The sequence below is a fragment of the Paenibacillus sp. FSL M8-0142 genome (assembly GCF_038597315.1).
In the GTDB taxonomy this organism is placed as follows: Bacteria; Bacillota; Bacilli; order Paenibacillales; family Paenibacillaceae; genus Paenibacillus_AQ; species Paenibacillus_AQ lactis.
The window spans coordinates 3,125,415-3,151,926 of the sequence record NZ_CP152008.1 but is presented as its reverse complement, the minus strand read 5'-3'; the positions used below and the strand labels follow the sequence as shown (position 1 = coordinate 3,151,926).

General features: G+C 49.9%; 18 protein-coding genes. 3 read left to right on the top strand and 15 right to left on the bottom strand.

Annotated features, from left to right (window positions below):
* Positions 1-19 precede the first annotated feature (19 nt).
* Both NSQ46_RS14685 and NSQ46_RS14680 read right to left on the bottom strand, forming a co-directional pair.
* Positions 20-5,929, bottom strand: a complete 5,910-nt coding sequence (locus NSQ46_RS14685) for an S-layer homology domain-containing protein (protein ID WP_342576911.1) — start codon at positions 5,927-5,929, stop codon at positions 20-22.
* Positions 5,930-6,672: 743 nt separating this feature from the next.
* Positions 6,673-6,900 carry a hypothetical protein gene (locus NSQ46_RS14680; protein ID WP_342576910.1) on the bottom strand — a complete coding sequence of 76 codons (228 nt, stop codon included), beginning with the start codon at positions 6,898-6,900 and terminating at the stop codon, positions 6,673-6,675.
* Positions 6,901-7,323: 423 nt separating this feature from the next.
* On the opposite strand from NSQ46_RS14680, the gene NSQ46_RS14675 reads away from it, so the two are divergent.
* The gene (locus tag NSQ46_RS14675; protein ID WP_341341937.1) at positions 7,324-7,782 is read left to right on the top strand and encodes a hypothetical protein; all 459 of its coding nucleotides are present in this window, start codon (positions 7,324-7,326) and stop codon (positions 7,780-7,782) included.
* Between the two features lie 135 nt (positions 7,783-7,917).
* Here the strand turns inward: NSQ46_RS14675 and NSQ46_RS14670 are convergent, their stop codons facing one another.
* The 6 genes from NSQ46_RS14670 to NSQ46_RS14645 all read right to left on the bottom strand — a co-directional run bounded on the left by NSQ46_RS14670 (position 7,918) and on the right by NSQ46_RS14645 (position 12,692).
* Entirely contained in the window at positions 7,918-8,274 is a 357-nt protein-coding gene (locus tag NSQ46_RS14670) for a helix-turn-helix domain-containing protein (protein ID WP_144878342.1), read from the bottom strand.
* Between the two features lie 82 nt (positions 8,275-8,356).
* Positions 8,357-8,920: a 6-phospho-3-hexuloisomerase gene (gene hxlB, locus NSQ46_RS14665; protein WP_040738218.1), complete on the bottom strand. Its 564-nt coding sequence runs from the start codon at positions 8,918-8,920 to the stop codon at positions 8,357-8,359.
* Positions 8,921-8,924: 4 nt separating this feature from the next.
* Positions 8,925-9,557 (bottom strand): 3-hexulose-6-phosphate synthase, encoded by a 633-nt coding sequence (gene hxlA / locus NSQ46_RS14660; protein WP_007128193.1) that lies wholly within the window; start codon positions 9,555-9,557, stop codon positions 8,925-8,927.
* Positions 9,558-10,133: 576 nt separating this feature from the next.
* Complete coding sequence (locus NSQ46_RS14655) at positions 10,134-11,381, bottom strand: MFS transporter (protein WP_007128195.1); 1,248 nt, start codon at positions 11,379-11,381, stop codon at positions 10,134-10,136.
* Positions 11,382-11,716: 335 nt separating this feature from the next.
* Complete coding sequence (locus tag NSQ46_RS14650; RefSeq protein WP_007128196.1) at positions 11,717-12,121, bottom strand: nuclear transport factor 2 family protein; 405 nt, start codon at positions 12,119-12,121, stop codon at positions 11,717-11,719.
* Positions 12,122-12,221: 100 nt separating this feature from the next.
* Complete coding sequence (locus NSQ46_RS14645; protein WP_007128197.1) at positions 12,222-12,692, bottom strand: DinB family protein; 471 nt, start codon at positions 12,690-12,692, stop codon at positions 12,222-12,224.
* A gap of 192 nt (positions 12,693-12,884) precedes the next feature.
* On the opposite strand from NSQ46_RS14645, the gene NSQ46_RS14640 reads away from it, so the two are divergent.
* Positions 12,885-13,787 (top strand): LysR family transcriptional regulator, encoded by a 903-nt coding sequence (locus NSQ46_RS14640; RefSeq protein ID WP_007128198.1) that lies wholly within the window; start codon positions 12,885-12,887, stop codon positions 13,785-13,787.
* Positions 13,788-14,251: 464 nt separating this feature from the next.
* On the opposite strand, the gene helD is transcribed toward NSQ46_RS14640, so the two are convergent.
* From helD to NSQ46_RS14605, 7 genes are all read right to left on the bottom strand, one after another.
* The gene (gene helD, locus NSQ46_RS14635; protein WP_007128200.1) at positions 14,252-16,666 is read right to left on the bottom strand and encodes an RNA polymerase recycling motor HelD; all 2,415 of its coding nucleotides are present in this window, start codon (positions 16,664-16,666) and stop codon (positions 14,252-14,254) included.
* A 336-nt stretch (positions 16,667-17,002) separates the two neighbouring features.
* Positions 17,003-17,680 (bottom strand): DUF1796 family putative cysteine peptidase, encoded by a 678-nt coding sequence (locus NSQ46_RS14630; RefSeq protein WP_034273142.1) that lies wholly within the window; start codon positions 17,678-17,680, stop codon positions 17,003-17,005.
* A gap of 305 nt (positions 17,681-17,985) precedes the next feature.
* Entirely contained in the window at positions 17,986-19,065 is a 1,080-nt protein-coding gene (locus NSQ46_RS14625) for a glycoside hydrolase family 88 protein (RefSeq protein ID WP_050954003.1), read from the bottom strand.
* 190 nt (positions 19,066-19,255) lie between these two features.
* Complete coding sequence (locus NSQ46_RS14620; RefSeq protein WP_340900464.1) at positions 19,256-20,899, bottom strand: extracellular solute-binding protein; 1,644 nt, start codon at positions 20,897-20,899, stop codon at positions 19,256-19,258.
* Between the two features lie 51 nt (positions 20,900-20,950).
* Complete coding sequence (locus tag NSQ46_RS14615; protein WP_340900463.1) at positions 20,951-21,850, bottom strand: carbohydrate ABC transporter permease; 900 nt, start codon at positions 21,848-21,850, stop codon at positions 20,951-20,953.
* A gap of 14 nt (positions 21,851-21,864) precedes the next feature.
* Positions 21,865-22,830: an ABC transporter permease subunit gene (locus tag NSQ46_RS14610; RefSeq protein WP_342576909.1), complete on the bottom strand. Its 966-nt coding sequence runs from the start codon at positions 22,828-22,830 to the stop codon at positions 21,865-21,867.
* 270 nt (positions 22,831-23,100) lie between these two features.
* Positions 23,101-25,371, bottom strand: coding sequence for a helix-turn-helix domain-containing protein (locus NSQ46_RS14605; RefSeq protein ID WP_342576908.1), 2,271 nt, complete (start codon positions 25,369-25,371; stop codon positions 23,101-23,103).
* Positions 25,372-26,028: 657 nt separating this feature from the next.
* Here NSQ46_RS14605 and NSQ46_RS14600 point away from each other — a divergent pair.
* Positions 26,029-26,511: a MarR family transcriptional regulator gene (locus NSQ46_RS14600; protein WP_007128208.1), complete on the top strand. Its 483-nt coding sequence runs from the start codon at positions 26,029-26,031 to the stop codon at positions 26,509-26,511.
* Position 26,512: the final 1 nt, after the last annotated feature.

Here is a 26,512-nt window from a genome sequence, read left to right as displayed (position 1 = left end):
TCGACCCTTACTCCTTTTCTTACGAAGCCTCCCGGCTTCTGAGCAGGTAGTTGTACATCAGCTGCGCTGCCATGGCCCGATTGGTAACAGACTTCGGTGACAGCTTGCCTCCAATGGTGCCTTGAAGCATTCCGACATCCAGCATGTAGTCCATCGCTTCCTTCGCATAACCGGATACGTCCTTAGCATCGGTATAGCTTTCGATCTTCTTTCCTCCGCCCGGCAGCTCGCTGCCAACCGATTCCATCATCGCATGGAGCATGACGACCATATCCTGACGCGTGATCGAGTCCCCTGGTCTGAACCGGTTATCTCCCGTTCCATGGACAAATCCCAGCTTCTTCGCTGTAGATAGATACGGCGTATAGTAGCGGCTGCCCGCATCGGCAAAATTACCGTCTTCATCCGTATTCTCCGGATTTATGCCGAAGGCGTTCATCGCCATGACCAGGAAATCGGCCCGGCTGATCTCCTTCTGCGGCAGATACCGTCCTCCTCCCGCCCCCTTAATAATGTCACGGGCAGAAAGGTAATGGACGGCGTCTGCATACCAGCTTCCCGGTTCCACATCCCGATAGGATACCGGCTTATATGCAATCGCATATGTGCCAAGCTTGCCTGTCTCGAACGTCAGAGCACGAAGCTCTTCATCGTAAAATGCGTTCAGGACAGAGGTTATCGCTCCCATCGCATCGACTTCCCACGCGACCAGCTGATCCGTTCGTTCGTCGGTCTTGGCTGCATAGTGGAGCGAGACGGATACTGGGGTAGTACTTCCCGGCCATTCCACCGTCTTGCCATCGATTTGCAGCAGCAACTCAACGACCGGTCTATTAGCGATCCCGGCAAGCTGGTCCGTGGACAACAGGCTTCGATCACCCGCCCGTACCACGATACCCGTGAACTGCCCTGCATCCGGCAGACGGTTCAGCATATCGGAAGCCAGCTTCACGGTTGCCTGCGGCGTAACGATCTCGATCCGTTCCCGCGCGTGATTGCGGTTCAAGTAAGCTGACGGAACCTGGATGACGATTTCGCCGTTGAACGAGCGGGCGCTTTCGTCCAGCTGGATCGTCACGGTCTTGATTCCACGCGCGTTCGCAGAGACGCTCTCGAAGGCACTGCTGAGCTCCGATTCGCTGACGGCTGCTTGAGCCCTCTGGCCGTTTATGGCGATTTGCGCCGTAATCGTTCCCGGTCTGGAAGGCCCAGTGGCCGGTGGTTTTCCACCTGGCTTGCTTTGGCCTGGTTGATTACTGCCGTCGTTATTGCCGTTGTTTCCGTTGTTTCCGTTGTTTCCGTTATTACCGTTATTACCGCCCCCATTGTTGCCGTCGCCGTCATTTCCGCCTCCAGGCGGAGACGTTTTCTTCGAGGTCGTAAAACGATAGATTGGGCTCAGCTGCTTGGCGCCGAATTCATCGGTAATATCCATATACCAGTAATACGTCTTGCCGGCTTCAAGCCCCTTCCATGCGGCTGAGGCAATTTCTCCGGATTTCACGTCTTTTTTCTCGCCAATCAGCTTATTTTTGTACACGTTGACTGCAAAATAATCGGTTGCCACCCGTTTTTGAATGTCCCTGAACGCAAACGGCTCGGTAAAATCCTCGATGGCGTCGTCAAAGAAATTGTAATCGTCCAAGTAAGGCGAGTACGTATCCACGTCCAGCGTACCTGAGACCGGATCGAATTGAAGCAGGCGCAGATAGCCGTTTCCGCCATTCGGCCCACCCTGATAATCTGCCAGCATTTCGATCACCTGTCTCGTCGATCCGTCCGGATGCGTCACAGTCTTCACGACCCTATTCGCGGCATGATAATGCCCGCTTAGTACGAGCTGCACGTTTTTGTTCGGTGCAATGACCTGGTCAAACACGCGCTGTGCCATATTTGACAAGGTGCCGTTGCTCTCCAGATAGGCGTGCATGCCCACGATCGCTATGCGGTCCGCATGCTTCTTCAGCGCCTCGTTGGCCCAAGCAATGGTTTCCGGTGTGTCTTCAAGTCCGAAGCCGATGTACAGGAAAATAAAGTCATGGCCTCCAAACGATACGAGGTCGTAATGGTTGCGGTTGTTATCCATTTCGCCGCCATACCACGGATTGTTCTTGTATCGGTCGGCCCCGACATACTTTCCGTAGTAGGAGTAATCCACGCCGTCAATGATGACATCGTGATTACCCGCGAGGACGCCATACGGTACGCCCGCTTCGTCCAGCTTCTTCAGATTGCGGTCGGCTACCGCCCACTGCTTCTCGTCGTCAGCCACGTTCACGATGTCACCTGTATGAATGACATAACTGAACAAGCCCTTTTTATATTCTTCCGCGATCCAATCGCCCAGTTTATCGAAAATATCCGGGTACGATTCCGCGTAATACTGCGTGTCCGTAAACCATAAAATGTTGAACGGCGCGTTCGCGCTCTTCACTTCATCCTGCACCATGGCCTGGATTTTGCCATTTCGCACATAACGCTTAGGATCCACTTCCGCCGTCAGGGCGATGTCGGATTCGGCATCGTCGCCGGTGGCCGACTTCAGCGCTGTCCACTTGCCAGTCTCATAATCCCATGCATACAGCGTCACGATGCGTCCCGGAAGCGTGCGTCCCTCCCAGTGCAGCTCTACCTTATCCTGTTCGGTCCATGCTTCGTCCAGCTGGACTTCGAATCGATGATAAGGGAATCCGGAATCGGTATCCGTGGTGAGGTAATCTCCGTCAGGGTAAGCCATTTTGTCGGCCTCTTCCTTGCCGATCCCCTTCTCGCCGTCTGGCTCCAGAACAAGCGGCGGCTCCCGGTCTGCAACGTTGATATGACCCTCGATTCCGTCAGCGCGGGCAAAATCGTATTTATCCCCCTCCAAAAAGCGCACATCCATCGAGTCTCCGCTTGGATCGCTGAGCCGAGCTCTCAGGCTCGGATTCAAACCAACGTTCTCCGCGAAATCGGCTGGGGAAACTTCGCCCGGAAGAAGAGGCTTCTCCTCTTCAATCATGAAGGTGCGTGTGATCTCCGCCGAATTGCCGGCCCCGTCGAGTACGGTCACTTTCAGAATATGCTCGCCCGGCGCAAGCAACGTGGAAGACGTCTCGTAAGGAAGCGTGATCGTCTCACCATCAAGCTCCGCCGTAATTTCGGCAACTCCGCTTAACTGGTCCGAAGCGACCACATCCAGCGTAAACGTCCCTTTGAGCTGCATGGCGTCGGTCAATAATTGCCCTTCCCCATACGATATCCCTTCAATCTCGGGTGCGGTGTTGTCCACGGTCACGTCGATGGACTGGAAGACTTGACCATTCATCGACATGCTTAGAGGATAAATCCCGTCCTTTATCGCGGCGGTGTCAAGCTCGGCATATCTAGCCGTAAACTTGTCCTGCGGAATCGGGAAATGGAAGTCGCTGATCATCGGCTTGTTCGGATTGCTGCCGTAATCCGCATCACCGAATCCGTAGTAGGTATCCTCCCGGTAATCCACGGTTGTTTGCCCCAGATTGCCCAGGTAGTTCAGCACCTTATCCGGTTTGACGACCGAACCGTCCGGAAGCACGAGATGAAGATTCATCACTTCGAAATCATCATGGTTGTTCTTGCCGAATACCTTGTCGTGATCTTTGACTTGATAAGGAGCGTTCTCATTTCCTGTATGCACGGAAACGGTCGAACCGGTTACGAAAAGATCCGGTGTCATATCGAACATCGACCATGCGCCGTCGATATATTTGGGCAAGATTCGCGCGAAAAAGACCGTCTCTCCGCTTGCGTTCAGCGCGCTTGCCGATGCTTGGTAGATCTGATCGATGCCACGGCTTTGCATGCCGAGCTGTACCTTGCCTGGCAGCGCCTTGCGAAGAGGCATCGGATTTCCGTCGAAGCGAACTTCGATAACGTCCTCGGCACGGGAGCCGTAAGCGTAGAAGGATGCATTCCCGCTAAGCATGCTTCCGTTTGCAATGGATAACCCCGGGTTCGGCAGCTCCGTCCCCGTGCTTTCATCATTAACGGTCAGAAGGCCGCCTCTGGAGTTATATGGAACCCGTGTACGATTGCCGCTGCTGTCGACCGCGTCGATGATATAACGATAGACGCCGGTTTCATTCAGTGTGATCGAGCCTTGGTAGACGTAACGTCCGTTTTCCTGGGACGCAAGCTGCAGCGCATGCTTGTCCGTAAAAGTCGTCGGCTCCTCGGAGGCTGCTCCGATCAATACCTCAGCTGAAGCAAGAGGCTCGTCGCTGGTCACGGTCACAGCATATGCCTGCCCCTTGCCCAAATTATAAGCGGTCTGTTCATGCTGAAGCGTAGGTGCAATCATATCCATGCCCGTTATAGGCGGCACCTGACCCGGATCAATGCTGCCAGGATTGGCATACATCCGGTTATCCAGTCTTTTCATAGTCGTTCCTGCATCCGGGTAGGCATATCGAACGACTGCGTTACGAACGTCGTTCACCAGCCTGTCCGGGCTGTCGGGCGTGCTCGGGTCGTACCAGGCCTGCACGATGTACGAATTTGCCTGACCCGGTGCTGAAATGGCCAGCCCGCGATGCAGCGAATTCGGAAGATTGAAATCGGAAGCTTTTGAATTATCGTAGAAAATAATGTCGCTATCGTTCAGCGTGCTGTTAAAGTGCAGATTGAAGTCGGCCGTCGTTGTATATCCCTTGCCGTTGGCGATGGCTTCCTTCGCGAACCAGATGACGGCTGAGCTGTAAGGCTCGATTGCGGTATGATCCGGAATCGTCCAGCTCTTCGGTGCCGTCTGATTCGGGTACAGATACCAGAGCGTGTAATCCTTGAGGTCCAATTCCTGATCCGAATGATTGTAGATTTCAACATATTCGTACTGGTTGCCGCTTCCCCATCGGTAATCCCCGGCCGGGTTCGGCAGAATCTCGGTAATGAGGATGCGCGGAACGTCTCCGCCTGCGACGGCACCGGTTAACGCCGTTTCATAATCCCCGGATCTCGAACGTTGAAGCCCATCCGCTGCCTCTATGTAATAATACAGCTTATCGCCGATCAACTGATCGGCCGGAACGACCGCATCGAATTGATCCCCTCCGCGATCCATCATATCGATCATGCTGTATGGGTTATTGACAGCCGTTTTGTAATAAAGCTTAACGTCTAACGCATCGCCGTCTTCGTCATAGACGCTTGCACTTACGGTCAGAGGCTGCGTCCGGTCGGCCGAGGCGACCGGCCTGTGACTGATGTCCGGCATGCGATTGTCAGGCGGCAACAACTGATCCGGATCGATGATACCGGCGGAAGGCGCTGCTTCCCGTGCGTAAGGAATCATTCCTGAACCGCCGGAAGGCGGCTGAAGGTGCACGCTCTTGCCGTCGCCGACACCCTCGGCGGTATAGTAGAAGCTGCTGATTACGGCGGCGTCATCGCCTTTACGGGTTATGTATAAACCGCGGTCCGTGTTGTTGAGGCCATCCTGTCCCCGAAGCTTGAATACCGGTACATGGTCGGGAACCGAATGATACTGCCGGAAATCGGATTCCGTCAGGGCGGCGGCAGCCCCGGTTATGGACGAGCTGGTTCGTTCCACCCATAGCACGGCTGGGCTGTCCGCCGGGATGACCACTCCATCCGGATTGCCGTAAACCGTGTCCGTTACCGTCAGCGTCTTCACGCCCGTATTGTAGTCGTAACGAATGTTGAACTCATCGTTGAACGAGAGCGGTGCCCCCGAATGATTGTAAAGCTCAACATATTCGAACAGATCGGCCCCGCCTGCGCCCTCGATCGTTTGCTGATTCGACCGGTCATCGGGATAAATTTCCGAGATGAACACGGGCATCGCTCCCGAAGGGGCTGCATAAGCAGGGGTGTTTGCAAGCGCAAACTCAAAAAAGCTGCTGCCGATCAGTATGCCGGATAATAATCCGGCGATCCATTTTCGCTTCATGTGCTCCTCCTTCATGCTTTTTATCTCTAAAAGCCTAAAGCATGAAGGTTAAGTGAATATCAAACGAAATCGAGTATTTCGTAAACGTAAGACAAGTCGTTCGTCTGTGTGTTGGAACGTCTGAATGTTCTTATGCCGGCAGGGCACACTACAGAAGGAGGTGCATATGATGAGGAAGTTATTGATACTGCTCTTGGTAATTCCTTTGGTTTTTGGATGTTCCACGGCCGGAGTTTTCGGCGAACCCAATGTAAATCATAGCCAAGAGGAACAGGATGATACGATACATTCCTATAGACGAGGCGGATTTCGCTCGCCCAGACGAAGCTATAATCCGGGAATCGGTACCCCTGGGCGTACGACGCGGAGACCTGACCAAAACGTTCGCAATCCGGGCCAACCGAGAACAACGCCAACGCCGCGAACGGGGTTCGGCGGTTTTTTCGGCGGTTTATTCGGGGGATTGGCACTAGGGACAATATTGGGATCATTGGTCAATCCGTTTGCCGGTTTTTCGCTTGGGTTTCCTTTGCTGTCACTACTTAGCATTGGGCTATGGATCATCATTATTTATGCGATCATTAGATTGTTTCGCAGGCGGAAGCAATATTAATCGGAACCCACTGTATGATTTAACAGTGGGTTTTACATTTCAATGGGACCACTCGTTTCGGTGGGAGCTTTCGCGCTCGTATGCGCGCCCGCATTGAAGTATGGTTAATCCGGTTCTGCGGAACACGCGCTTAACGCCGAGCAGAATCTTCATCTGTTCCGGCGATCGAATCGAAAACACCGTCCTCCGGCACGTTCGTAAGCTTTAGCTGCCGCTTGATCTGATTATTCATACTCTCATACCAGGACTCAAAGGAGTCATCCAGCTGCTCCTCTCGATTACGATCCTCATTCACATCCGAATCGACTTCGATGTCATTACCCAGTACCCCGTAGTCATCTTGGGGATTACTCATCATTCTCCTTCAGCTCCTTCTTCTACAGATTGAAATATTCTCTCCTGTACAACCCAATGTTATGCTACGGCTTTTACCAAGAATGATTAAGGTATTTGTCTATGAGCTGCTGTTCGGTCCATAACGAATGCTGCAATTTCAAAAATCGATAGTTGTGAAAAGTATCACTCTACCAGAACATTTCGTCTAAATAAATAGAGTCCGCTCATCAAACATCAGCCTGCAGATTAGATGGAATAATCAGAAATCACTCTTTGTTAACTATGTCCTTGACCCCGGTTCAATCACAGACCATTTTCCTAAAAATTTGATTGCAAGATGTGAATAGGCGAAACGATTGGACATATCGAGATCGAGACTTCGGATCCATCGCTCATCCAGTTGACTGGCGGTGACCAGGGTATCCAGGTAGCGCCAGTTCCGAATGTGAATCAAGACCGCCCGGTCTCCCTCATCTTTAAGGTATTCGAGAAGGATGCCGAAGCGGGTAAGATCGAATTGCCTATCCGATTTGATTCCGAGCCCCCGACAGTTACGGGGGTAACCTACGACAGCGCTCAAGGACTCTTCTTATTCCAATCCGCTGAACCGGTATATTCCTATCCTCAGACCATTCCACTGAGGGCTCAGGTCGATTACTCCAGTAACGGCGATTTCGGCCAAAATTCCATCGATATCTTCCCGTTAGTGGACAGAGAAGACTTCGAGGCAGGAATCACGCAGGATAAACGCGCCGTCATGATTCAGCTTACCCCCAAAGGGCTTTCCAAGCTGGCCGGTGAGCTTCCTGGCGGAAAGTTCAGAATCACGATATACGGCATGAGTGATTTCGCAATGAATTGGCAGCAGGAGCTTCATATTATTGACGCACCGAAAACGCAATGAGGAATAAGTCGACAACGTCAATAGAACCACCCGATTAACGGGTGGTTCTATTTGCGCAAGCCTGCTTGCTTTTTGTATTGAATAATAAAATGCCGCATGCAGCCTCTTGCTCCATAGCACGCATAAAGCGCTCCCTCATTTGGTCCAGACGACCTGTTCGCCGTAATCTCTTCCCCAATCGTACATCAATTTCAGGATAGGCATTAAGCTCTCCCCGTAAGGCGTAAGCGAATATTCGACTCGGGGCGGAACCTCGGGGTAAACGACACGTTGGACCAGCCGGTCCTCCTCCAATTCACGGAGCTGATTGGTCAGCATTTTCTCCGTGATGTGGGGTATCATACGGTTCAGCTCACCGAAGCGTTTAACGCCCTCCAAGCCAAGATGCCAAAGGATGATCAGCTTCCATTTGCCTCCGATGACCGCCAGGGTTAACTCCTTATGGCAGTTAATTTCTTTGAGATTTATTCGCTTCTTGACTTCATTTGCCATAATTATCACCCCTTCTTTCCTACTAGTATACAACGGTCACGGAGATCCCATCAAAGTGGAGTACATAGCGCAGGGACGTGTCCTACTCCAGATTGGCATGCAGGCTGAACATCTGGTCGGATTGGAGCTCGCTTACCTCCATCAATCTTAAGATGATGGAATCCAGCACAATCAACATTGTCTGCTCAAATAGAGAGGCCATCGGCTGGACGGTCACGAGCGCATCTTGGTGCTGTTCCTTGGTGCTTCCCGGCAGCTGAACGATCGTATCGGAAAGCTGCCCGATGCGAGATTCGGGTTGGATCGTTAGGGCGGCTACGTCAGAGCCGATATGCTTGGCCTTCTGGGCCATCGCAACTAGACTCTGCGTTTCTCCTGAACCTGAACCGATAACAAGCAAGTCGCCTGACCCGATCGCTGGTGTTACTGTGTCGCCCACAACGTGAACGTTATATCCCATCTGCATTAGCCGCATGGCAAAGGTTCGCATCACCAGGCCGGATCTGCCCCCACCCGCTACAAAGATGGCATCGGCATGCAGGATTCGTTCAATTAGTGCTTCAACCTGAACGGCTTCGACCTTCTGTACAGCTTCGGATAGCTCTTTGACGATTAGAACGGCCTGCCTAAAGATTGGCTTGCCCATCTGGTTAGGCATGTTTTACCAGTTGATTCATTTTAGCGGCCACGCTCTTCTTATCGGATTGACCCGTGATTCCACCGCCAACGATGACAAGATCCGGCTTCGCTTGAATGGCTTCAGGAAGAGTCTCCAGCTTGATTCCTCCCGCAACGGCGGTTTTGGCATGTTTAACGACACGCTTGATCGCAGCCAATTCCTCGAAGGAATTCTTGCCTTCCGCCTGGTGGTCATAACCCGAATGGACGCAAATATAATCCACGCCTAAGGCATCAAGCTCCTGTGCCCTGCCCTCAATGTCTTTTACATTAATCATATCGACCATGACTTGCTTGCCTTGCTTCCGGGCTTCGGCCACAGCGCCTTTGATCGTGGAATCGTCGGATACCCCCAGCACCGTTATAATATCCGCACCGGCTTCGGATGCTTTCATCACTTCATACCCGCCGGCATCCATAATTTTAAGGTCGGCAAGCACTCGCAAATGCGGGAAAGCCTCCTTGATCGCTTTCACGGCATGCAGCCCTTCGTTAATGACGACCGGCGTGCCGATTTCCACGATATCAATATGCTCGGCTACCTCGGCCACCACTTGTTTCGCTTCCGGAATGTTCACTAAATCCAATGCCAATTGAAGCTCCATATCGTTAATCTCTCCTTATGAACGTATTGGTTATTGCCTTCACGAGCATTGTAGAGTAAACACGATACAATCCGGAAGTACGTACTTATAAGTGAGATACTAACTTGCAAGTAAGTAATAAAGCGGGACAAGGGTTTCAGGGCTTCATTTATTCTGCCTTGCCTTAACCACTCTCGGTATCTTTTTCTCATAAACGGATAAGACATGGGAAACCAATTGTTCGCTTGGCAGCGTGTTATCTCTCAAAAGCGCATAAATAAGGTTCAAGAATGTCTTTGCATCGTTCTCGGATAAATTTCGGATTGATTCCATAATATGATCATGTGAATAATGCTCTTCCTTCGACTCCATCTTTCTCCTCCCTAACCCAATATGACTTTAGTGCGCCTGCAAAATATGTAAAATACGTTGTCTCCATGACTCTATTACGAGATGGTTACACCCAAATTTTCGACTTCACTATCACAGACTCCTGCCGTTAGCTTAATGAAAAGGCAGCCAGATCATCAGACCTGCTGCCTCCACGTATTCATTCAACGATAGTTTTCTTAGCGCAATCTTATTAATGCAGCAAGATTACGTCTCTTGCGCAGTAAGCACGTGCTCAGGCGCTTTTTGCTTCATGATCGGCACCATGACCAGTGCACCAAGAAGGAATAATAATCCTGCTCCGCCATAGATCGTGCTCAGCGGAAAGGCGTCCTTTAACGCGCCGGCGAAAGACATGGATATGACCATCATGCCGACGAACATTGGATTTAGAACGCCGTTGACGCGGCCGACAATGGAAGCATGTGACCATTTGAGGATCATGGTGCTAATCCCGATATGAATGCAAGGGAACACAAGGCCATTCACAAATTGTACGGCCAGCGTGACCGGTACGCTCGTCGAATACCCGACAATGGCTGTGCAGACCGCTCCTGAAAGCATGCCCACAGCAAGAAGAAGCTGAGGCGGAACCTTCTTGGCAAAAACAGCGACGACCCCGCCGCCGATCAGCATGGCTCCGCCATTCACCATCAGCAGGTATTGCAGAAACTCCTCGCTGCGTCCCAGACGCTCCGTTACGATAAACAGATTGAGCGCTTGGGCTACACCAACAGCGAGTCCAGCGAGAATAAATGCGAGTCCGAGCATGCGCAGGACTTGGCTTTGCCAAACATAACGGAAGCCTTCGGCGAAATCTTTACGAAATTGCCCTTTTACAGCGGCCGTTTGCGGCTTCATATTATCCTCAGGCAGGCGGACAAGAACGAGTGCGGACAGCAGAAATACGACGCCCATTACAGCGATCGATGTTTCCAGGCCAAACGTGCTGTATACGAAGGTGCCAAGCATAGGGCCAAGCACCATAAAGATGGCCATCAGCGATTGGAATAGAGCCATCCCTTGCTGCAGCTGTTCCTCAGGCACATGATACTTAAACAACCGCATGCTTGAAGGCTGCGAGAACTGCGAAAGAATCGCCGAGATGAATGCGACCAGGTAGACGGATTGCCATGAACCGAAATGTATGGTCAGAAGCACTACGAATACGGATACCGCGGATAATAAATCGCACCAGATCATCGTTCGTTTGGGCCGCCAACGGTCGGCAAATGTACCGCCAATGAACGAAAACACAAAAATAGGCGCGAATTCCGCCACGCTAATTAAAGAAATGGCGTATGGATCATTATTCGTTCGATCCGCAATATACAAAAGAATGGCAAAATTACGTACCCAGATCCCGATCTGCAGGAGCACGCTTGATAATAAAATCGTCTGCAGGAACCGATTGTGAAGCAGGCTTGGTGCATGGGTGCTTCTTTCTTGCTTCAACCTTTTCAACCTCCAATTTGTCTATAAAGATGTGCATCTTGCGTCGTGCTACGGCTCTCCTTTCCATTCTTTAATTATAAGAACCTCAACATGGTTGACCTCCTACTAAAGACTGATATTTCGGAGTGCGTGAAAAAATTTTTCCCTGTAGATGGTCAGGGCGATGCTTCAAATCAGCCCTGGAGGAGTTACCGGGAATCGCTGCAATAATGAGTATTTGTTACCCGCTGGCTGATAAAATTGCAGCCATAAACAAAAAATGAACCAGACCCTCGGTCGGTTCATTTTTCATATTATTGTAAAAGAGTTTGCTTTTACTGCTCATGGCATTATCTTTATGGGTTTTCATAGTTTTTTAACGGCATTCCTACATACTCCCGGAAGCAGCGGGTCCGCTCTCCCTCGAATTCGAAGACGATAGCAAGCTCATTGCTAAAATGCCGCCCATTTAACGAACCTTCCGAGCGAAACACCACCATCCCGTTGTCATCATCCTCCAGCACGATGAGAGGAGTCAGCTGCATCTGAAATACGGAGCGCTCGAACCGGACTAATTCCTCGAACCGCCCTTTGCCCTCCTGCTTGTGATTCCATCCCTCTAACGGAAGTGGAACGAAGAAATGAAAATCCTCCGTAACCTGTTTAAGAAAATCGGCTGTATCCCCTGTTTCCAAAGCATGCCTAAAAGCATCAAACACTTCACTAGTGCGGGATTGGACAGAATCAAGAGATTTCTCCATGAACATATCCTCCTCATCAAGATTTATTAGCTGCTTACCTTTTATTCATCGCCTTTGTTTGATATAAAGAATAAGCAATAGGATACCTGCACTGCATGGCTTAACTCAACGCTAGAACCTTTAACTGGCTCGAGATCACGCCAAGGTGAAACGACTCGTGAATCAGAATGAAGTTTAACAACTCACCAGAGGTGTTGAATTGGAACGGTCCCATGGCAAACGGAGTTGAAAGTTTCTCGCCCAGCATTTCAGGTGTCAGCTCAGATAAGCGGGAAAGCTGAGCTGTTAACATCTCGACCATCGCTTCCTTTGACGGAGGATCGAACGTCCAATCCGAGGGCTTTGTTCCAGAGTTAAACAGCGTTTCATAAGAGTCCGGTATGACCGGCGGACTGTTAAAGATCAGGGCAGAATACTTATCCATCCAATACATCATATGGCCGACATTCCAACGAACCGTATTGTTGAAACCTGCGGGTTGAATATCGAAGAGTTCCTCCGGAATCGCCTGCACCTGCTGCACCAGCACTTGACGTGCAGTTGTGGCTGTGTTGATAATCATTTCAGACATGTTATTTTCCTCCTTTGTCATGAGAACCGCTTGATATGTCCCCATTGTATGACTCATGGAACTTACCATCAATGCAGTGGGCGTTACCGTAACGTTAAGTATCAGTTAACGATAACTTGTTGACACAAGAAGAAGTCGGAGCAACAATAGGCATTAAGCATGATACACATGCTATAGAAAGCAGGTGTGAAGGTGGAGTTAAAACAGCTTCAGTATTTCATGGCCATTTGTGAAGAGCTTCATTTCTCGAGAGCAGCCGAAAAAATGGGAGTCAGCGCACCCAATATCAGCCAGCAGATCAGGCGACTAGAAGAAGAATTAGGCGTTCTATTGTTCGACCGTGTGGGTAAAACAATTGTCCTTACAGATGCCGGTGCGATTCTTCGTGAGCATGGTGCCGCCGTGTTCAGACATTTGCAGCAAGCGGGCGATGCCATCGCAGATCTGAAGCAAATGCAAGGAGGCTCTCTATCCATCGGGGTATTGCCCGGTGACGCGGATCTGATGTTCAATGCCATGCTGCTCAACTTCCATCAGACCTATCCCACCATTTCGCTGTCCCTATTGGAAACCACAAAGGTAACGGAACAAGTGCTGGACCGAAGCATCGATGTGGGCGTAACCATTGGACCTGTTATCGATGAGCGGCTCACAACGATTCCTTTGTTCCATGAGGAGTTTTCATTGGCAGTAAGTATGCACGATCCCATTGCAACGGAAAGCTTTATCCCTTTGAGTAAGCTGCAAACCTTAAAAATGGTCATGTTCCCGCCAGATCATCAGTGCCGGAAGCTGATCGACCACTTTTGTATGGACAGCGGCTTTGCACTGCAGCCGCATATGGTGACGACAACATTATCTTCACTCCTTCAGATGGTACAGAGCGGAGTTGGCGCTTGTGTTCTGCCGAGACTTCTATTGGATAATCTTGACAATCCAGATATCAAGGTGGTGCACCTAAGGAACCCTACGCCTTCTCAGGACATTTGTCTGATCTACCGCAGCGACAGGTACGTCGGATACGCCATGCGCACGTTCATCAAGACTTTGAGAGCCTACATTGAGACAGCGATCCATCATGCGAAGTCTTCATAGTCAGGGTAATCCGTGAAAGAATCATCGGGATATGCAAGAACTTATGTCAGCACAACAAAAAAGTCGCGGGAATCCGCGACTTTGCGTTGGTGTGAGTTCTTGTCCACCCATCACTCGGACATACTTTGTTAACCCGTTCATTTTAAAAGAAATTCAATAAACATGTTAGCAGCATCACAACTAGAGGGCCGATCACGAAGAACCCTAGTAATAATGCAATGATCTTAAATGGCGCTGACATGCCATGGTTCATTTTTTAGCTCTCCTTCGTTAAACGCCTTATCATTTTCAGCCATAGGTTTATTTTACAATATGTGGGGCGTTAATGCTATAATTATACATTTGTAAACTAAGGTTACGTGTGATATAGGAAAGGCGCGCCCATCGAGGCAGCGCCTGATCATCCTTCCAATAACGCAAGCAACTGAAACGGTCTATCGACATGCGAGCTTTCGAACCAGCTATCAAGTCACCATTTCATACAAACTAGAGTCCATGCTCTCCACGAATGGCGACCAGTCCCCTGTCGTATAAAGCAAGAGCTGATGCATGGCCCGGGTACATGCCGTATACAAAAGCTTGCGATCGTTGTCCCGGCCGTAAGCATGCGGTGACGCCTCATATATCAGAACCGCATCGAACTCAACCCCCTTGGCGAGATACACGGGAATAACCATCGCACCTTTCTCAAAGGTTTCCGTTTCCTTCGTAATGAGCTGCAATGCTTCGCCTCCATGCTTCCGCAATGATTCGAAGGCTGAGCGGCTTTCGGCAGCCGTCTTCGTAATGACAGCAATAGATTCGAAGCCTTCGGCTTTAAGCGCTGCAATATCCTTTAATACACGTATGTCACGCATCTCTCCGTCTTCCACCTTCACAAGAAGCGGCTTCGGTCCGCTCCTTTCAAACGGGACGATTTCCGACGCGTCGGAGAGCAGCACCTTCGTAAATTCCACAATCTCCCGAGTTGAACGATAACTGCGCACTAGGCGGATCAAGCATGTTTCGGTTTCTCCATAGAGCCGGAACAGCGGTGACTCGGCATCCTGCAGATTCGTTGATTGCGTAAAAATCGCCTGCCCGAAATCACCAAGTACCGTCATGCGGGCACGCGGAAACAGTTTTTTGAGATACTCATATTGAAACGGTGAATAATCCTGCCCCTCATCAATGAAGACATGCCGAATCTCCGTGTTCGTGCGAACGCCTTCGATCAATTCTTTTAAATACAAATACGGAGTGGCATCCTCATAGAAAATTTCAAACTTCTCCAGCTTATCCTTGGTTTGCTTACAGATTTCAGACCATAGCACCGGGATATCGACCTCATTCGTCTTGTCCCGATAAGCAGCTTCATCGATAAATAGCTGGGTATACAGGCCGTGAACATCGATGAACGAAAATCTTTTGACATTTTTCCGGATCGGTTTGAAGCTTGCCTTTACGATCTTTTGGCGGAGTAAGTCCTCCTCCCGCTCGGCGAAGTCAAAGTCGCCTTCGTCTTCTCGGCGTTTGTTGCTTATTTTCTCGCGAACAACGGCGTAGTGCTCAGCAATGTCAAGCACTTCCCTTTCCTTATGCAGCTCACTGAATACTTCCGCATAGTGCTCGTTGTCGAGATAATGGAGCTCCTCCTCAACCCAGGAGGCCCCGAGCTCCTTGCGTTCCAGCAGTGAAAGCTCCTTCAGAATCCACTTCTGCAGGAGATCGACACGATTGGCCAAGCTCAAGGAAGTGTCGTATCCGTAAAATTGCGATCTCATTTGCTCGGCGGTGATCAGAACGCGATCCCGAAACCGAATGCCGTTGAACAGCATGCCCTCCCGCCCCAGCCACTGTGCATAATTCTGCAGGGCTTTCATGAAAGCCTCGGACGCCTTATACTTCATCCCCTGAAGGCGGGCCTCATCGTTTGGCGTTGATTGTGCGGTCAGCACATATTCGATCTGGCTGAAGGGATCCTCCACTTGGAAGGATGAACCGAGCCAATATTCGAGATATTCCTGGAAAGTCGTCTGCTGCATATTCTCCTCGCCAAGCTCGGGAAGGACGGAGGATACATAGCTGTTAAACATCTGGTTTGGTGAGAATAGAACGATCTGATCCGCCTTAAGCGAATCGCGGTTTTTGTACAGCAAGTACGCCACACGCTGTAAAGCCGCGGAGGTCTTCCCGCTTCCAGCTGCACCCTGCACAATAAGCAGCCGGCTGTGATCGTTCCGGATGATGGCATTTTGCTCCTTCTGGATGGTGGATACGATACTTTTCATTTGCGAGTCCGCGCCTTTGGCTAGCATCTGCTGAAGAAGCTCGTCGCCGATCGTCACGCTCGCGTCAAACATACGACGAAGCTGTCCATCCTGGATCTGGTATTGCCGTTTCAGCTCCATCGTACCCGTGATCCGCCCGACCGGAGTGTCGTAAGAGGCAGCGCCAGGGGAATGATCGTAGTAGAGACTTGCGATGGGGCTGCGCCAATCATATACCAGGAAGGTCAATCCATCTTCATCGACGAAGGAGGATACGCCGATATAAATCTGCTCGCTCCCGTTCAAGCCGTCCTCCAGAAAATCGACGCGTCCGAAATATGGAGAAGGCAGCATTCGATTGAAGCTCCTCCACTGCTGCAGCAGAAGCCGATGACGGCGCTCCCTCTCGGATAGTACCGCGGCCTGTTGTTTAATCGTATAAAAGGTTTCTTCAAATTCCTCGTCCGTACTCGTATTGACCGTAACCTCTTCCCAGAATCTCCTGCGAATCTCGGCTGCCTGATCGCTCAGACCGCTAACTTCCGGTTCCAACGCGTCGATCCTAGCCTTCAGCTTTTCCCTAACTTGATCCAGCCGTTCTTGTTCTAACCGCCATCCCTTAGCTTCCATCTCGCTTGAACACACTCCTTTTCATTCTGGTCTGAAAAAAGTGCATTGACAAATCAGAGGTCACTGATGTACAATTAAATTAGGAAAAGTAATTATAATATCAGATTAAACTTGATTTTCAATTGCGCTACTGATTATAACATAGCGCTTTTTCGCGTTCAATTATTATTTTGTCTTTTGCCCCCTTGGTGTTTTAGCCTAGCTTTTTTATTTTTCGTAAAATCGAACGTACTCGCTATAAACCGGGAATGAGCATACAGCGACTAAATTAATAAAAATAGGAGTGCGGCTAAGCGATTGCCGGCACTCCTATTTTCACGTTCCAGGGCAGGCCTCTTAAGTCCAGTACCCTGTTAATGACAAACCGTTCAAGGCATAATCCCACACTGCTATATCATTGGGCCGTTCGAGGGGAACCTGCAGCGTGCTGATGCCGCCTAGTTCCCAATCGATCTCCTGAATCGACTCCAAACCGGATACAGGCTGCATGAATAAAATGCTGCAGCTGGCCGGCGTCAACGAGGACAGGACGGCATGAAGCGCGACGGCCTCTTGTACCCCGATCTCTCCCCACCGGACGAACAAAACGGAGCGGCTGTGTTGGAGCACATACCAAAACCGTTGAATGCGTCGGGCAAGCTTTTCCTGATATGCATTATAGGCCGCCACCCAATCCTGGTTCGGAACGATCGGGAAATCATGGACCGATATGATATTATAGCGCGAATCGAGAATAAAATGGGCGCTAAGGTGCGTCCCTCCTTCCGGCACAGTGATCCCTTCCTCCAGATAGGCTGAAGTCCCCTCTATCTTCCGGAGCTGTCCAAGCTCCATAAAGCCTTCAAACCGACTCTTAATCAAATGCGTCACATCCGTTACTGCACTTGAGACCATCCAATCCAGCGGGAAGGAAAAACGCCGCAGCTGTTTGCGCTGCAAATAGATGGATGGCCCGCACCAACTGCCCAAGCTGATTATGACATCATATGCGCCTTTCAAGTCTCCCAGCTTCACATTCGTCACCACTTTCTTGTTAAGAACATCTGCTCTATTCTATGCATTGTGACAAGCAGCCGTATAGATGTTCGGGCAACGAGAAGCGATTACTGCCCTTGTTTTTCGATAGGGCAATCGTTTTCTGGTCCCATCGGTACCCTTTAGCGAATCCCCGCGCTTGTTGGATCGCTTCATATTCGGACTTGGCAAAGGACAAAAGGCTCGCTCTCCTTTGATTTATGTATGGTAACCTCCCTCCAAGTCATGTTCGTTTATATCAAAATTCACCTTCAGATGCTTTTCTTCCCCTGCTCCTTCGATGTCTAATCGACCTGGTCGCTTCGTCTGCTCAGCTCGCGGTTTCTCTGGGCCTCGACTACTTCAATGACTGCCGCCAGGAACGCCAGCGCCAATCCTTGTCCCCAGCCCTGTGCCCATTTCCGGTCAATGCCGAGATATCCTTCGATATCGTTCATGACCGCCGTACCACCGGACACGTTCAGGACCCGCCCGTTATCCGCAATATTGGCGAGCACGCCGTCCAAGGCTCTTCTCACATATTTCGCGTGCAGCGGATTGCCCTGCATTACCATGGCTGCTGCAATTCCTGCTGTAGCCGATACTTCGCCGTAAGCATCCGGGTAATCGAGTACGGTGCCCCATAGCCCGTCCTCATGCTGCAGCCGTTTAACGGCTGCCAATTGGTCGCGCAAGGAGCTCCATATATGCATCATCGGAGGATAAAGATACCCTTCCGGCAGCCCCCTTGCCGCACGGGACATCGTATAGGCTGCCCAGGCGTTGGCGCGCGCCCAATGGATGGCGGACATATGGTCCTTTTTGACGTGGTTGTATCCATGGTACCACAGCCCGGAATCCTCATCTTGCAGGTAATGAATATGCCGTTCGAATTGATGCAGCGCGTCGTCTATAAGCGTCTTCTTCTCAAGCATCACGCCGACCCGAAGCTCCAAATATGCTGCCATGAACAGGGTATCCGCCCAGCACTGCTCCGGAAAGTCATTGTTGGCCGACACCGTATGCTGAAGGACCCGGTCACCGAAGCGCAAAGCTTGATGCTCCAAATAATCAATTTTACTTAAAATGAGATCCAGATATTTTTGATCCTTTGTCTGATCATACAGGGTCAACAGCATATGCCCCATCGCGCAAGTGTTCACGGTCCATTCTTCCGGAATGCCCGCTTCGAGGTACTCCTCCACCCAATCGATCATCCGATCCAGGTAAGCGTGCTCGCCCGTGACCTCGAACAGCCGGCTAATCCCGTAGAATGCGACGCCGCCCGGCCAGTCCCACGTCAAATCCATCCCGAACGTATAGTCCGCAATGCGCTTCGCGGTTTCCTTCAAATCTTCTAAAGCAATATCTAGTTTCAGATTCATATTACCCTCCATATCATTCAGAGCCCCCGCTTGCGGCAGGAGCTCTGTGTATTGGTTGTACGATTGATTGTACCGTTCGAGGCAGCCGTACGAAATGTTCATACGGTCGCCGCTGCTAGCAGATTCACTAATTTAATTATAATCGGATCATTTCTTTCCTCCAACTTCGTATATCGCTAGATTTTCACGATTACCGGAATTGACCTGCATCAATCGCTTTTTGCTTCTCGTCCAAAATCTCCTGGTAGCCTGCGTCGAGGAATTTCTGCTTGGCCGCTTCGTATCTCGCATCGAACTGGTCGGCCGGCGCAAGGATAATATCAAGATACAGCTCCTGGAAGAGGTTGTTCAAATCCGCCTTATACTCGGTAACCTTTTCTAGAACTACGGTGAACAGCGGATCCGGCGTCTGGTATGTTTTGGTCTCATTACGGTATTTAATCATGTCCTCGACAATCTGCTCGTAACCTGCAGGCGTCCAGTTATTTTTGTTAGCCTTAAGGGTAAGTTCTGGCGTCGCGAAGGATGGTGCTTCCGTAACAAGTGCCCAATAGTCCTTGTTATTGTTCTGAGATAGTACGGATTCTCCCTTGAAATCCGGATTTTTCACCGGAAGGCCATCGGAGTCGAGCGTATAATTCTCGCCTTCCACCCCGTTCTGGAGGAACATCAGGTTCTCCGGTTGGCTCATCCACTCGAGATACATCCATACCGCCGTGCGCTCCTCAGCCGTCGATTCATGATTAATTCCCATGATCAGGCCGAACGGCCAGTCGGCGCGTCCTTGCGGCACATTCCCCTCCGGTACGCCCGAGCCTGGAGGAAGCACGGCAAATTCAGCATCCGGATTATTTTTCAGCGTAGCTTCAAACACATCGGTGTTGTTGGTAAGGTATAGACCATAGGTGCCTGTATTCCCCGCTACAAATTCGGCCTTGAGCTTGTTATCATCGTCGCGAAGATAGAACTCTTTGTCAATAAGTCCGTTATGGTATTGATAGCTAAGGTTACGCAGCCAGGCTTCGGAAGCCGGCGTCGTAAAGTCCGCAACAGACAAATCGGAGTAAAGCGCGTGCGTCTTCGGATCGATCGGCCAATCACGGAATGCGTAGCTATAGTTGAATACATTCCGCGTCAATCCGGCCCCCGCAACGCCGATCCCTGCTTCCTTCCATTTGACAAGCATTTCATTGTACTTCTCAAGCGAGGTCAAGTCCTCGACTTTCATGCCCACCTTCTCCACCCAGTCTTTACGAATGATGCTGACAAAGTTATTGAAATCAGGACGCGCAGCGAATACGAACGTATTTTTCCCATCAACTATCCCGTATTGCAGAATCGTCTCACTCAAATTGCTCCAATACGTTGGAGCATAGTGTTCAATCTCTTTCCAGTCCAGCTCCTGCATAACACCTTCCCCGTAATATGCAAGCGCTTGCGGCATGTCGTAGTGGAAAATAATATCCGGCGCTTTGCCTGCAGCGAGCAGCTGCTGATAAGTTGTCACTTCGTTCGTACGGGCGATCGGCGTAAACTTGACCTCGATATTGTATTTGTCGCCGAATTCCTTCTGAATCCAGCGGGTGTAATAGTTGTCCGTGACGTTCCAGCCCTCGAACGCACGCTCATATACCGGGATTTCGAGCGTAACTCTCTCCGGAAAGCCTTGCGAGTAATCGGGATAGCTGCCTTCGGCGTTTTCGCTTGGAGTGGCACCTTCATTCGTTGGAGCTGGCTCCTTCTTACTATTGATGCTGCTCCCCGTGCAGCCAGCTAGAAGCGCGGTAATCAAGATGAAAGCCATGAACAATGACATGATTTTCGGTTTGCTCATCGTATATCCCCTTTTCACCCTCAAATTATCGAAGCAACGGAATCGCAGACGTTATTCCTTGATAGCACCAAGCATGACTCCCTTTACAAAATACTTTTGAATGAACGGATAGACACAAATGATCGGCAAAGTCGCGAAAACGACACACGCTGCCTTGAGCACTTCAGGATTGCTGAGCGAGACCTGCGTCATCTCTAGCTGAAAGCTCTCGCTGGCCTGAACCACCAGGTAATATAGTTTCAGCTGCAGCGGCCGCAGATCGACATTATGCTTAATATAGAACAGCGCGTCCTGATAAGCGTTCCAGCGTCCGACCGCGTAGAATAGGGACAATGTCGCCAGAATCGGCTTGGAGAGCGGCAGCACGATGCTGAACAGAATCCGGAAATGCCCCGCCCCATCCATCCGGGCCGATTCTTCCAAGCTCGCCGGAATATTGCTGGAAATCGAAGTTCTTAAGATCAGCAGGTTGAACGCGCTAAAGGAGAGCGGCAATATGAGAGACCAGATCGAATCAAGCATCCCCAAGCTGTTGATCAGCATATATTCAGGAATGATGCCGCCTCCAAAGAACATCGTAAACATGAAGATGAAGGTGAAGAACGAACGGCCCTTCAGCTGTTTTCGGGATAGCGGGTAGGCTGCGCAAATGGTGACGATCATGCCGATCACGGTGAACAGCACCGTAATGATCACGGATATGTAAAGCGACCTCAGGATGCTCTGATCGGCAAACACTTTGCCGTAAGCATCCAGCGTGAAGCCCGCAGGCCAGAGAAACACCTTGTTAGCAATAACGTAAGCGTCCTCGCTTAAAGATTTGGCGACGACATGAACGAATGGCAGCAAGCAAGCCAGTGAGGCTGCAATGAGAAAGAGACGGATCAGAATATCCCATAGGTCCAGTTTCCTGATGCGGCGCACGGCATGGCTGCTGGCGTTTGTTTTCATTGCTTCCCTCCTTTCTATATCACGCCGTCTTCGCCCAATTTCTTGGCAACCCGATCCGCCAACAAAATGAGGATGAGCCCTACGACTGCCTGGAACAATCCGAGGGCGGTTGCTCGGCTGAAGTTGCCGCCCTCGATCCCCCAGCGGTATACGAGAACGGGTATGGTCGTGGTGAACTCCGTGGTTGCTTTATTCGATAAGGCAAAGACCCGCTCGAAGGAACCAGCCATCACATGGCCCAGGTTCAAAATAAGCAAGGTCACGATCGTCACCCGGATCGAGGGCAGCGTGATGTTCCACATTTTCCGCCATCGGCCCGCACCATCCACGACCGCCGCTTCATATAGCTCGGGATTAATGCCGCTTATCGCAGCCAGGTAGATGATGGTTCCCCAGCCCATGCTCTGCCATACGCCAATGAAGATATAGCTGATTAGCCAATTGACGTTTTCTTGAAGGAACGGAATTCGTGTCCCCCCCAAATTGGCGATCAGATTATTGATCATGCCGGTTCCTTCGCCCAGCAATTGATAGGCGATTGCCCCGATAATGACCCAGGACAGAAAGTGCGGTAAATAGAGCAGCGTCTGATTCACGCGCTTGAATAAAGCGTTCTTTACCTCGTTGAGCAATAATGCCAGGATGATTGGCATGGTAAAACTAAATATCAGATCCGACACGTTCAGCAACAGCGTGTTGCGAATGGCGCGACCGAAATCGGATTTGGCGAAAATGTCCTTGAACACTTCCAGCCCGACCCATTCACTGCCCCAAAATCCGTGGGCAATCTTATAATCCTTAAACGCAAGGATAAGACCGCTCATCGGCGCGTACTTAAAGACCAAGACAAACGCTAACGGGATGAGAAGCAGAAAATAGAGCTGCCAATCCCGACGAAGATAATAAAGGATTCCCTGTTTCTTTTCTAGGAAGGGAATTGAAGCGGTTTCAAATCCTGATGCAGTGTCTGGGACTTTCAAAATCTCACCTCCTCCATGGCTTGATCTCCTCCGTGCATTCCCCTTAATGGATGACCCCGAGGTTGGACTTATCATATCGTCCCGATCATCCAAAGGTAAACGCCGAATATTGATACACTGCAGCCACTTTTGATTCAAATTCCATCTGATCCGCAATTCCTGAGAAACTAAGAATCATTTATGGCTGCTTGAATCAAATAGGGTGTGTTGTCCGTTCCGGCAGCTACATTAGTTAGCCTGTGGACCAAGCTTAAGGACCGTTTCTGCAGGTCACGAGGTTTTGGATCTGTGCAGCTTGTAGCTGCTCGGCGGCATCCCTTCGAATTTTCGGAACAGGCGATTGAAGCTTCGTACATTCATGTAACCTACCTCGGACGCAATTTGGGCAATCGACAGGTTACTGTCAAGAAGCAGCTCTTTGGCCTTCTCGATCCGCAGCAGGTTGAGATAGTCGGACAGGCTTTTGCCCGTTTGTTCGTAGACGATCTTTCGCATGTAAGAGTAGCTGATACCGATTTCCTTAGCCATCTCTTCAAACACCACTTCCTCACGATAGTGCTCATTCAAATAATGGATGATTCGCTCGGCATATTTGTGGGTCCCGCCCGGTGAGCGCGTAAGGTAGTGAACAATTTCGCTGTAAAATCCAATCAGATATTCTTCAAGCTCATCGAGTGTATCAAATGAAGCCAATGCAGCATAAATATTCCCCCTCCTGGAGAAAATCCGCGCGGTGCTGACGTTATTCTCTCTAAGGTGCTTAATGGTCACGCCAACCAATTGATGATAGATGAATAGGATATTATCGTAGGACACGTAATCGGCAGAACGGATTTCGACGCGTATGATTCTCAGCTCTTCAATGATGCTGTCCAGATTGCCTTGGTCAAGGAAGTTTAGAATTCGTCTTTCGCTGTTAGACGGATAGATATATTTTTTGTCCCGACCTTCCTCCTCCTTCCAATATGTGATTCCGCCGCTGCCGGCGATCATCCGCTGCTTGATCGCTTCCATCGCCTCCGCCAGCCGATCCGAGACCAGCCGGATTGAATCTGCCGGACGGCTCACACCAATTGTGACTGAATGCTCCAGCAATTCAGCTGTATCGTCCTTCATCTTTTCTAAAGCGGCATGAATGCCGATTCTATGGTTGTCATCTTCGTCCTGTCCATAGTTGATCAGGATGGCGAAGTGCCCGTCGCCGTGATAGACGCAGCGCGCTTGAACGCCTTTGTGGAACAAGTGAGCACATTTCGAGATGAGCAAGTAGCGATGGTAGCTGCGCGTTTCCGGATTGTTCCGGCTTATATAATTCCGGTAACCGTCGATGGAAACGACGGCTACAAGAAAGTGCAAGTCCGGGAAAATTTCTTCCGCCTGAGACGTTACTTCCCCCCGCAGCAAACGATGGATGGCGTGGCTTTGGGCATCCTGCTCGCGGATACTCAGCAGCTGATACAACCCTTCCTCCTCTTCCTGCATCCGCCTGAATGCAGCCTCCAGAAAGACGAACTCATTCTTATTGCGGACCCCCGGATTGACGCGACCGCGAACGGTACGAACCAGTTCCCTGACCGGCTTGGACAACCAAGTGGCAATGAAAACGGTCAGGATGGATCCCGCGAAAATAATGACGATCGTAAGGAATATGATGCTTCGCTGCAAATTGTGGGGCTTGTTCATCAAATCATCGACTGAGTAGATGCTTACGTTTGTCCAACCGAATTCTTTCGTACGGGACCACGCATACAGTAATCGCTCGCCGTTAAGCTCACGGAACATGTACCCTTCAGGCAATGCCTCCTGGGCGATATCGTGGATGAATGGTTCCTCATACGCGTTCTTGAGCAGCAAATTCTTGTCATGATGGGAGATGATTGCCCCGCTTGACTTCATGAGAAAATAACCTTGTTTCCCCGATTTCGTTGATTGCAGGTACTGCTGGATTTGACTCTCCTTCAAATTGACAACAATCGTTCCGCGAGTAGCGGTTGAAAGCCGATTTAAAGGCAATGCGAACGATAAGACATTCACGCCCGAATCAAGCTTGCGCGGATACCATACGCCGCGGATTCCTTTTTGCTCCATAAGCGCTTCGTTCAGCCAGCCGATCGGCTCGTATTTGTCCAAGCTTGTAATGCCTTTGTCCGTCGATATTACGTAATTCGCATCGTCAAGATAAAAAAAAGACGAATATACCCCGTCGACGCTCTGATTCAGATTCAACAATTCCTTGAGTACCGCCATTGCCTTGCTTACATTCATGTAATTCGTTTTGAGTTCAGCTAGAGACTTGAACGGACGGATTCGATCGAAGATGTCGGTGCCGCCAAGGCGTACCGTATTCTGGGATAGATTGCTCAGAGCATTCTCATTCAGCTCGCGATTGGCATTTAGTTCTGCAAGCGAGGTTTCGGCGAAGGCATGCTCCGAATTTTGCAGGATCTGGGAGCTGCTGTACCAGGTTAAGATGGCCATCGGTACGGCCATGATGCAGAATAGGATAAATGCCAATTGCATCATCATTGGAATTCGCTTCATTGGACCCCTCCATACCCTAAATTGATTGCATAAGAAAAAAACACTTATGTATGTATTAAGATAACTAAAGCGCTTTCATTTGTCTTCGCTTTTAGGTGTCTGTTTTGTTCAGATTTCGCATTATATGTTAAGTCAATGGGGACCAGCTCGTAAATCGCCATAACTGATCTTCATGATCAAAATCTGATCCTTTTGCGAAAATGGGATCAAATTTTGCCAAGATGATCAGTAATGTCGTGCGTCAATTATGTTCCCGTTGGATCATCACCTGACCAGATATAAATAAAATTTGTCATCCTTGTGCATGGTTAGCAGCGCAAGTCAGTTTGATACGGTTACGTTGATTACCGTCGATTGACTATGTAAGACACAGCACCAAACAACCGCCGTGCAGTGACGGCGGTTGTTTGGTGTTATGACGGACTACGATACGGCCTAACGTTGCGTTCGACAACTGTCGATCACGAACAAAAAAATACATCATCTGCTCCTCTAAACGTTTGGATTTTTAGGCACGCTGTTTTTTATTTTTGTTAGATAAAACCGATCTTATGCAGCATATTTCATGATTTACCAAGCAGCAGCACGCACTTGCCGAATCATGTGAACTATGATATTTTAGTTTCCAAGTAAACAAAATGGAGTGTGGACCGAAGCATGGATTATCCTGACCGTATCAAGACGTTAATTTATGAACAGCTGCTTCATTTTTCCCATTTGCATGAACAGAGAATGGAGCTGGAGCTTAAAGAAATCAAAAAGATGGTACAGCTTCAGCAGCTGAAAGACGTGCCTGGAAACTTATCGACCATTCATGTTCTGGATTGTATCGGCGATCATGAACCGATCAATCATTCCGCGATTGCCGAGAAATTAAAATTGTCAAAGGCCAGCATTACCAAGATTAGCAAAAAGCTGCTTGAGCTTGAGCTTATTCATCGGACCCAGCTCAATGATAATCGCAAAGAGGTGTACTTTCGTCTTACCCCCCAAGGGAAACAGCTGTTTGAAATGCATCGGTCTATGCACGAAGCGGAAGAGCAGCGATTTATGCGTTTTTTGGACCATTACTCCGACGATGAGCTGCATACGATTTTGAAGTTCTTTCAGGGAATGGCCCGGTACATAGACGAGAGATAAA

Excerpts from the sequence above, each read along its gene's own strand:
- NSQ46_RS14685 (WP_342576911.1), bottom strand. The coding sequence starts at position 5,929 with ATGAAGCGAAAATGGATCGCCGGATTATTATCCGGCATACTGATCGGC.
- NSQ46_RS14680 (WP_342576910.1), bottom strand. The coding sequence starts at position 6,900 with ATGATGAGTAATCCCCAAGATGACTACGGGGTACTGGGTAATGACATC.
- NSQ46_RS14670 (WP_144878342.1), bottom strand. The coding sequence starts at position 8,274 with ATGGCAAATGAAGTCAAGAAGCGAATAAATCTCAAAGAAATTAACTGC.
- hxlB (WP_040738218.1), bottom strand. The coding sequence starts at position 8,920 with ATGGGCAAGCCAATCTTTAGGCAGGCCGTTCTAATCGTCAAAGAGCTA.
- hxlA (WP_007128193.1), bottom strand. The coding sequence starts at position 9,557 with ATGGAGCTTCAATTGGCATTGGATTTAGTGAACATTCCGGAAGCGAAA.
- NSQ46_RS14650 (WP_007128196.1), bottom strand. The coding sequence starts at position 12,121 with ATGGAGAAATCTCTTGATTCTGTCCAATCCCGCACTAGTGAAGTGTTT.
- NSQ46_RS14645 (WP_007128197.1), bottom strand. The coding sequence starts at position 12,692 with ATGTCTGAAATGATTATCAACACAGCCACAACTGCACGTCAAGTGCTG.
- helD (WP_007128200.1), bottom strand. The coding sequence starts at position 16,666 with ATGGAAGCTAAGGGATGGCGGTTAGAACAAGAACGGCTGGATCAAGTT.
- NSQ46_RS14625 (WP_050954003.1), bottom strand. The coding sequence starts at position 19,065 with ATGAATCTGAAACTAGATATTGCTTTAGAAGATTTGAAGGAAACCGCG.
- NSQ46_RS14620 (WP_340900464.1), bottom strand. The coding sequence starts at position 20,899 with ATGAGCAAACCGAAAATCATGTCATTGTTCATGGCTTTCATCTTGATT.
- NSQ46_RS14615 (WP_340900463.1), bottom strand. The coding sequence starts at position 21,850 with ATGAAAACAAACGCCAGCAGCCATGCCGTGCGCCGCATCAGGAAACTG.
- NSQ46_RS14605 (WP_342576908.1), bottom strand. The coding sequence starts at position 25,371 with ATGAAGCGAATTCCAATGATGATGCAATTGGCATTTATCCTATTCTGC.
- NSQ46_RS14600 (WP_007128208.1), top strand. The coding sequence starts at position 26,029 with ATGGATTATCCTGACCGTATCAAGACGTTAATTTATGAACAGCTGCTT.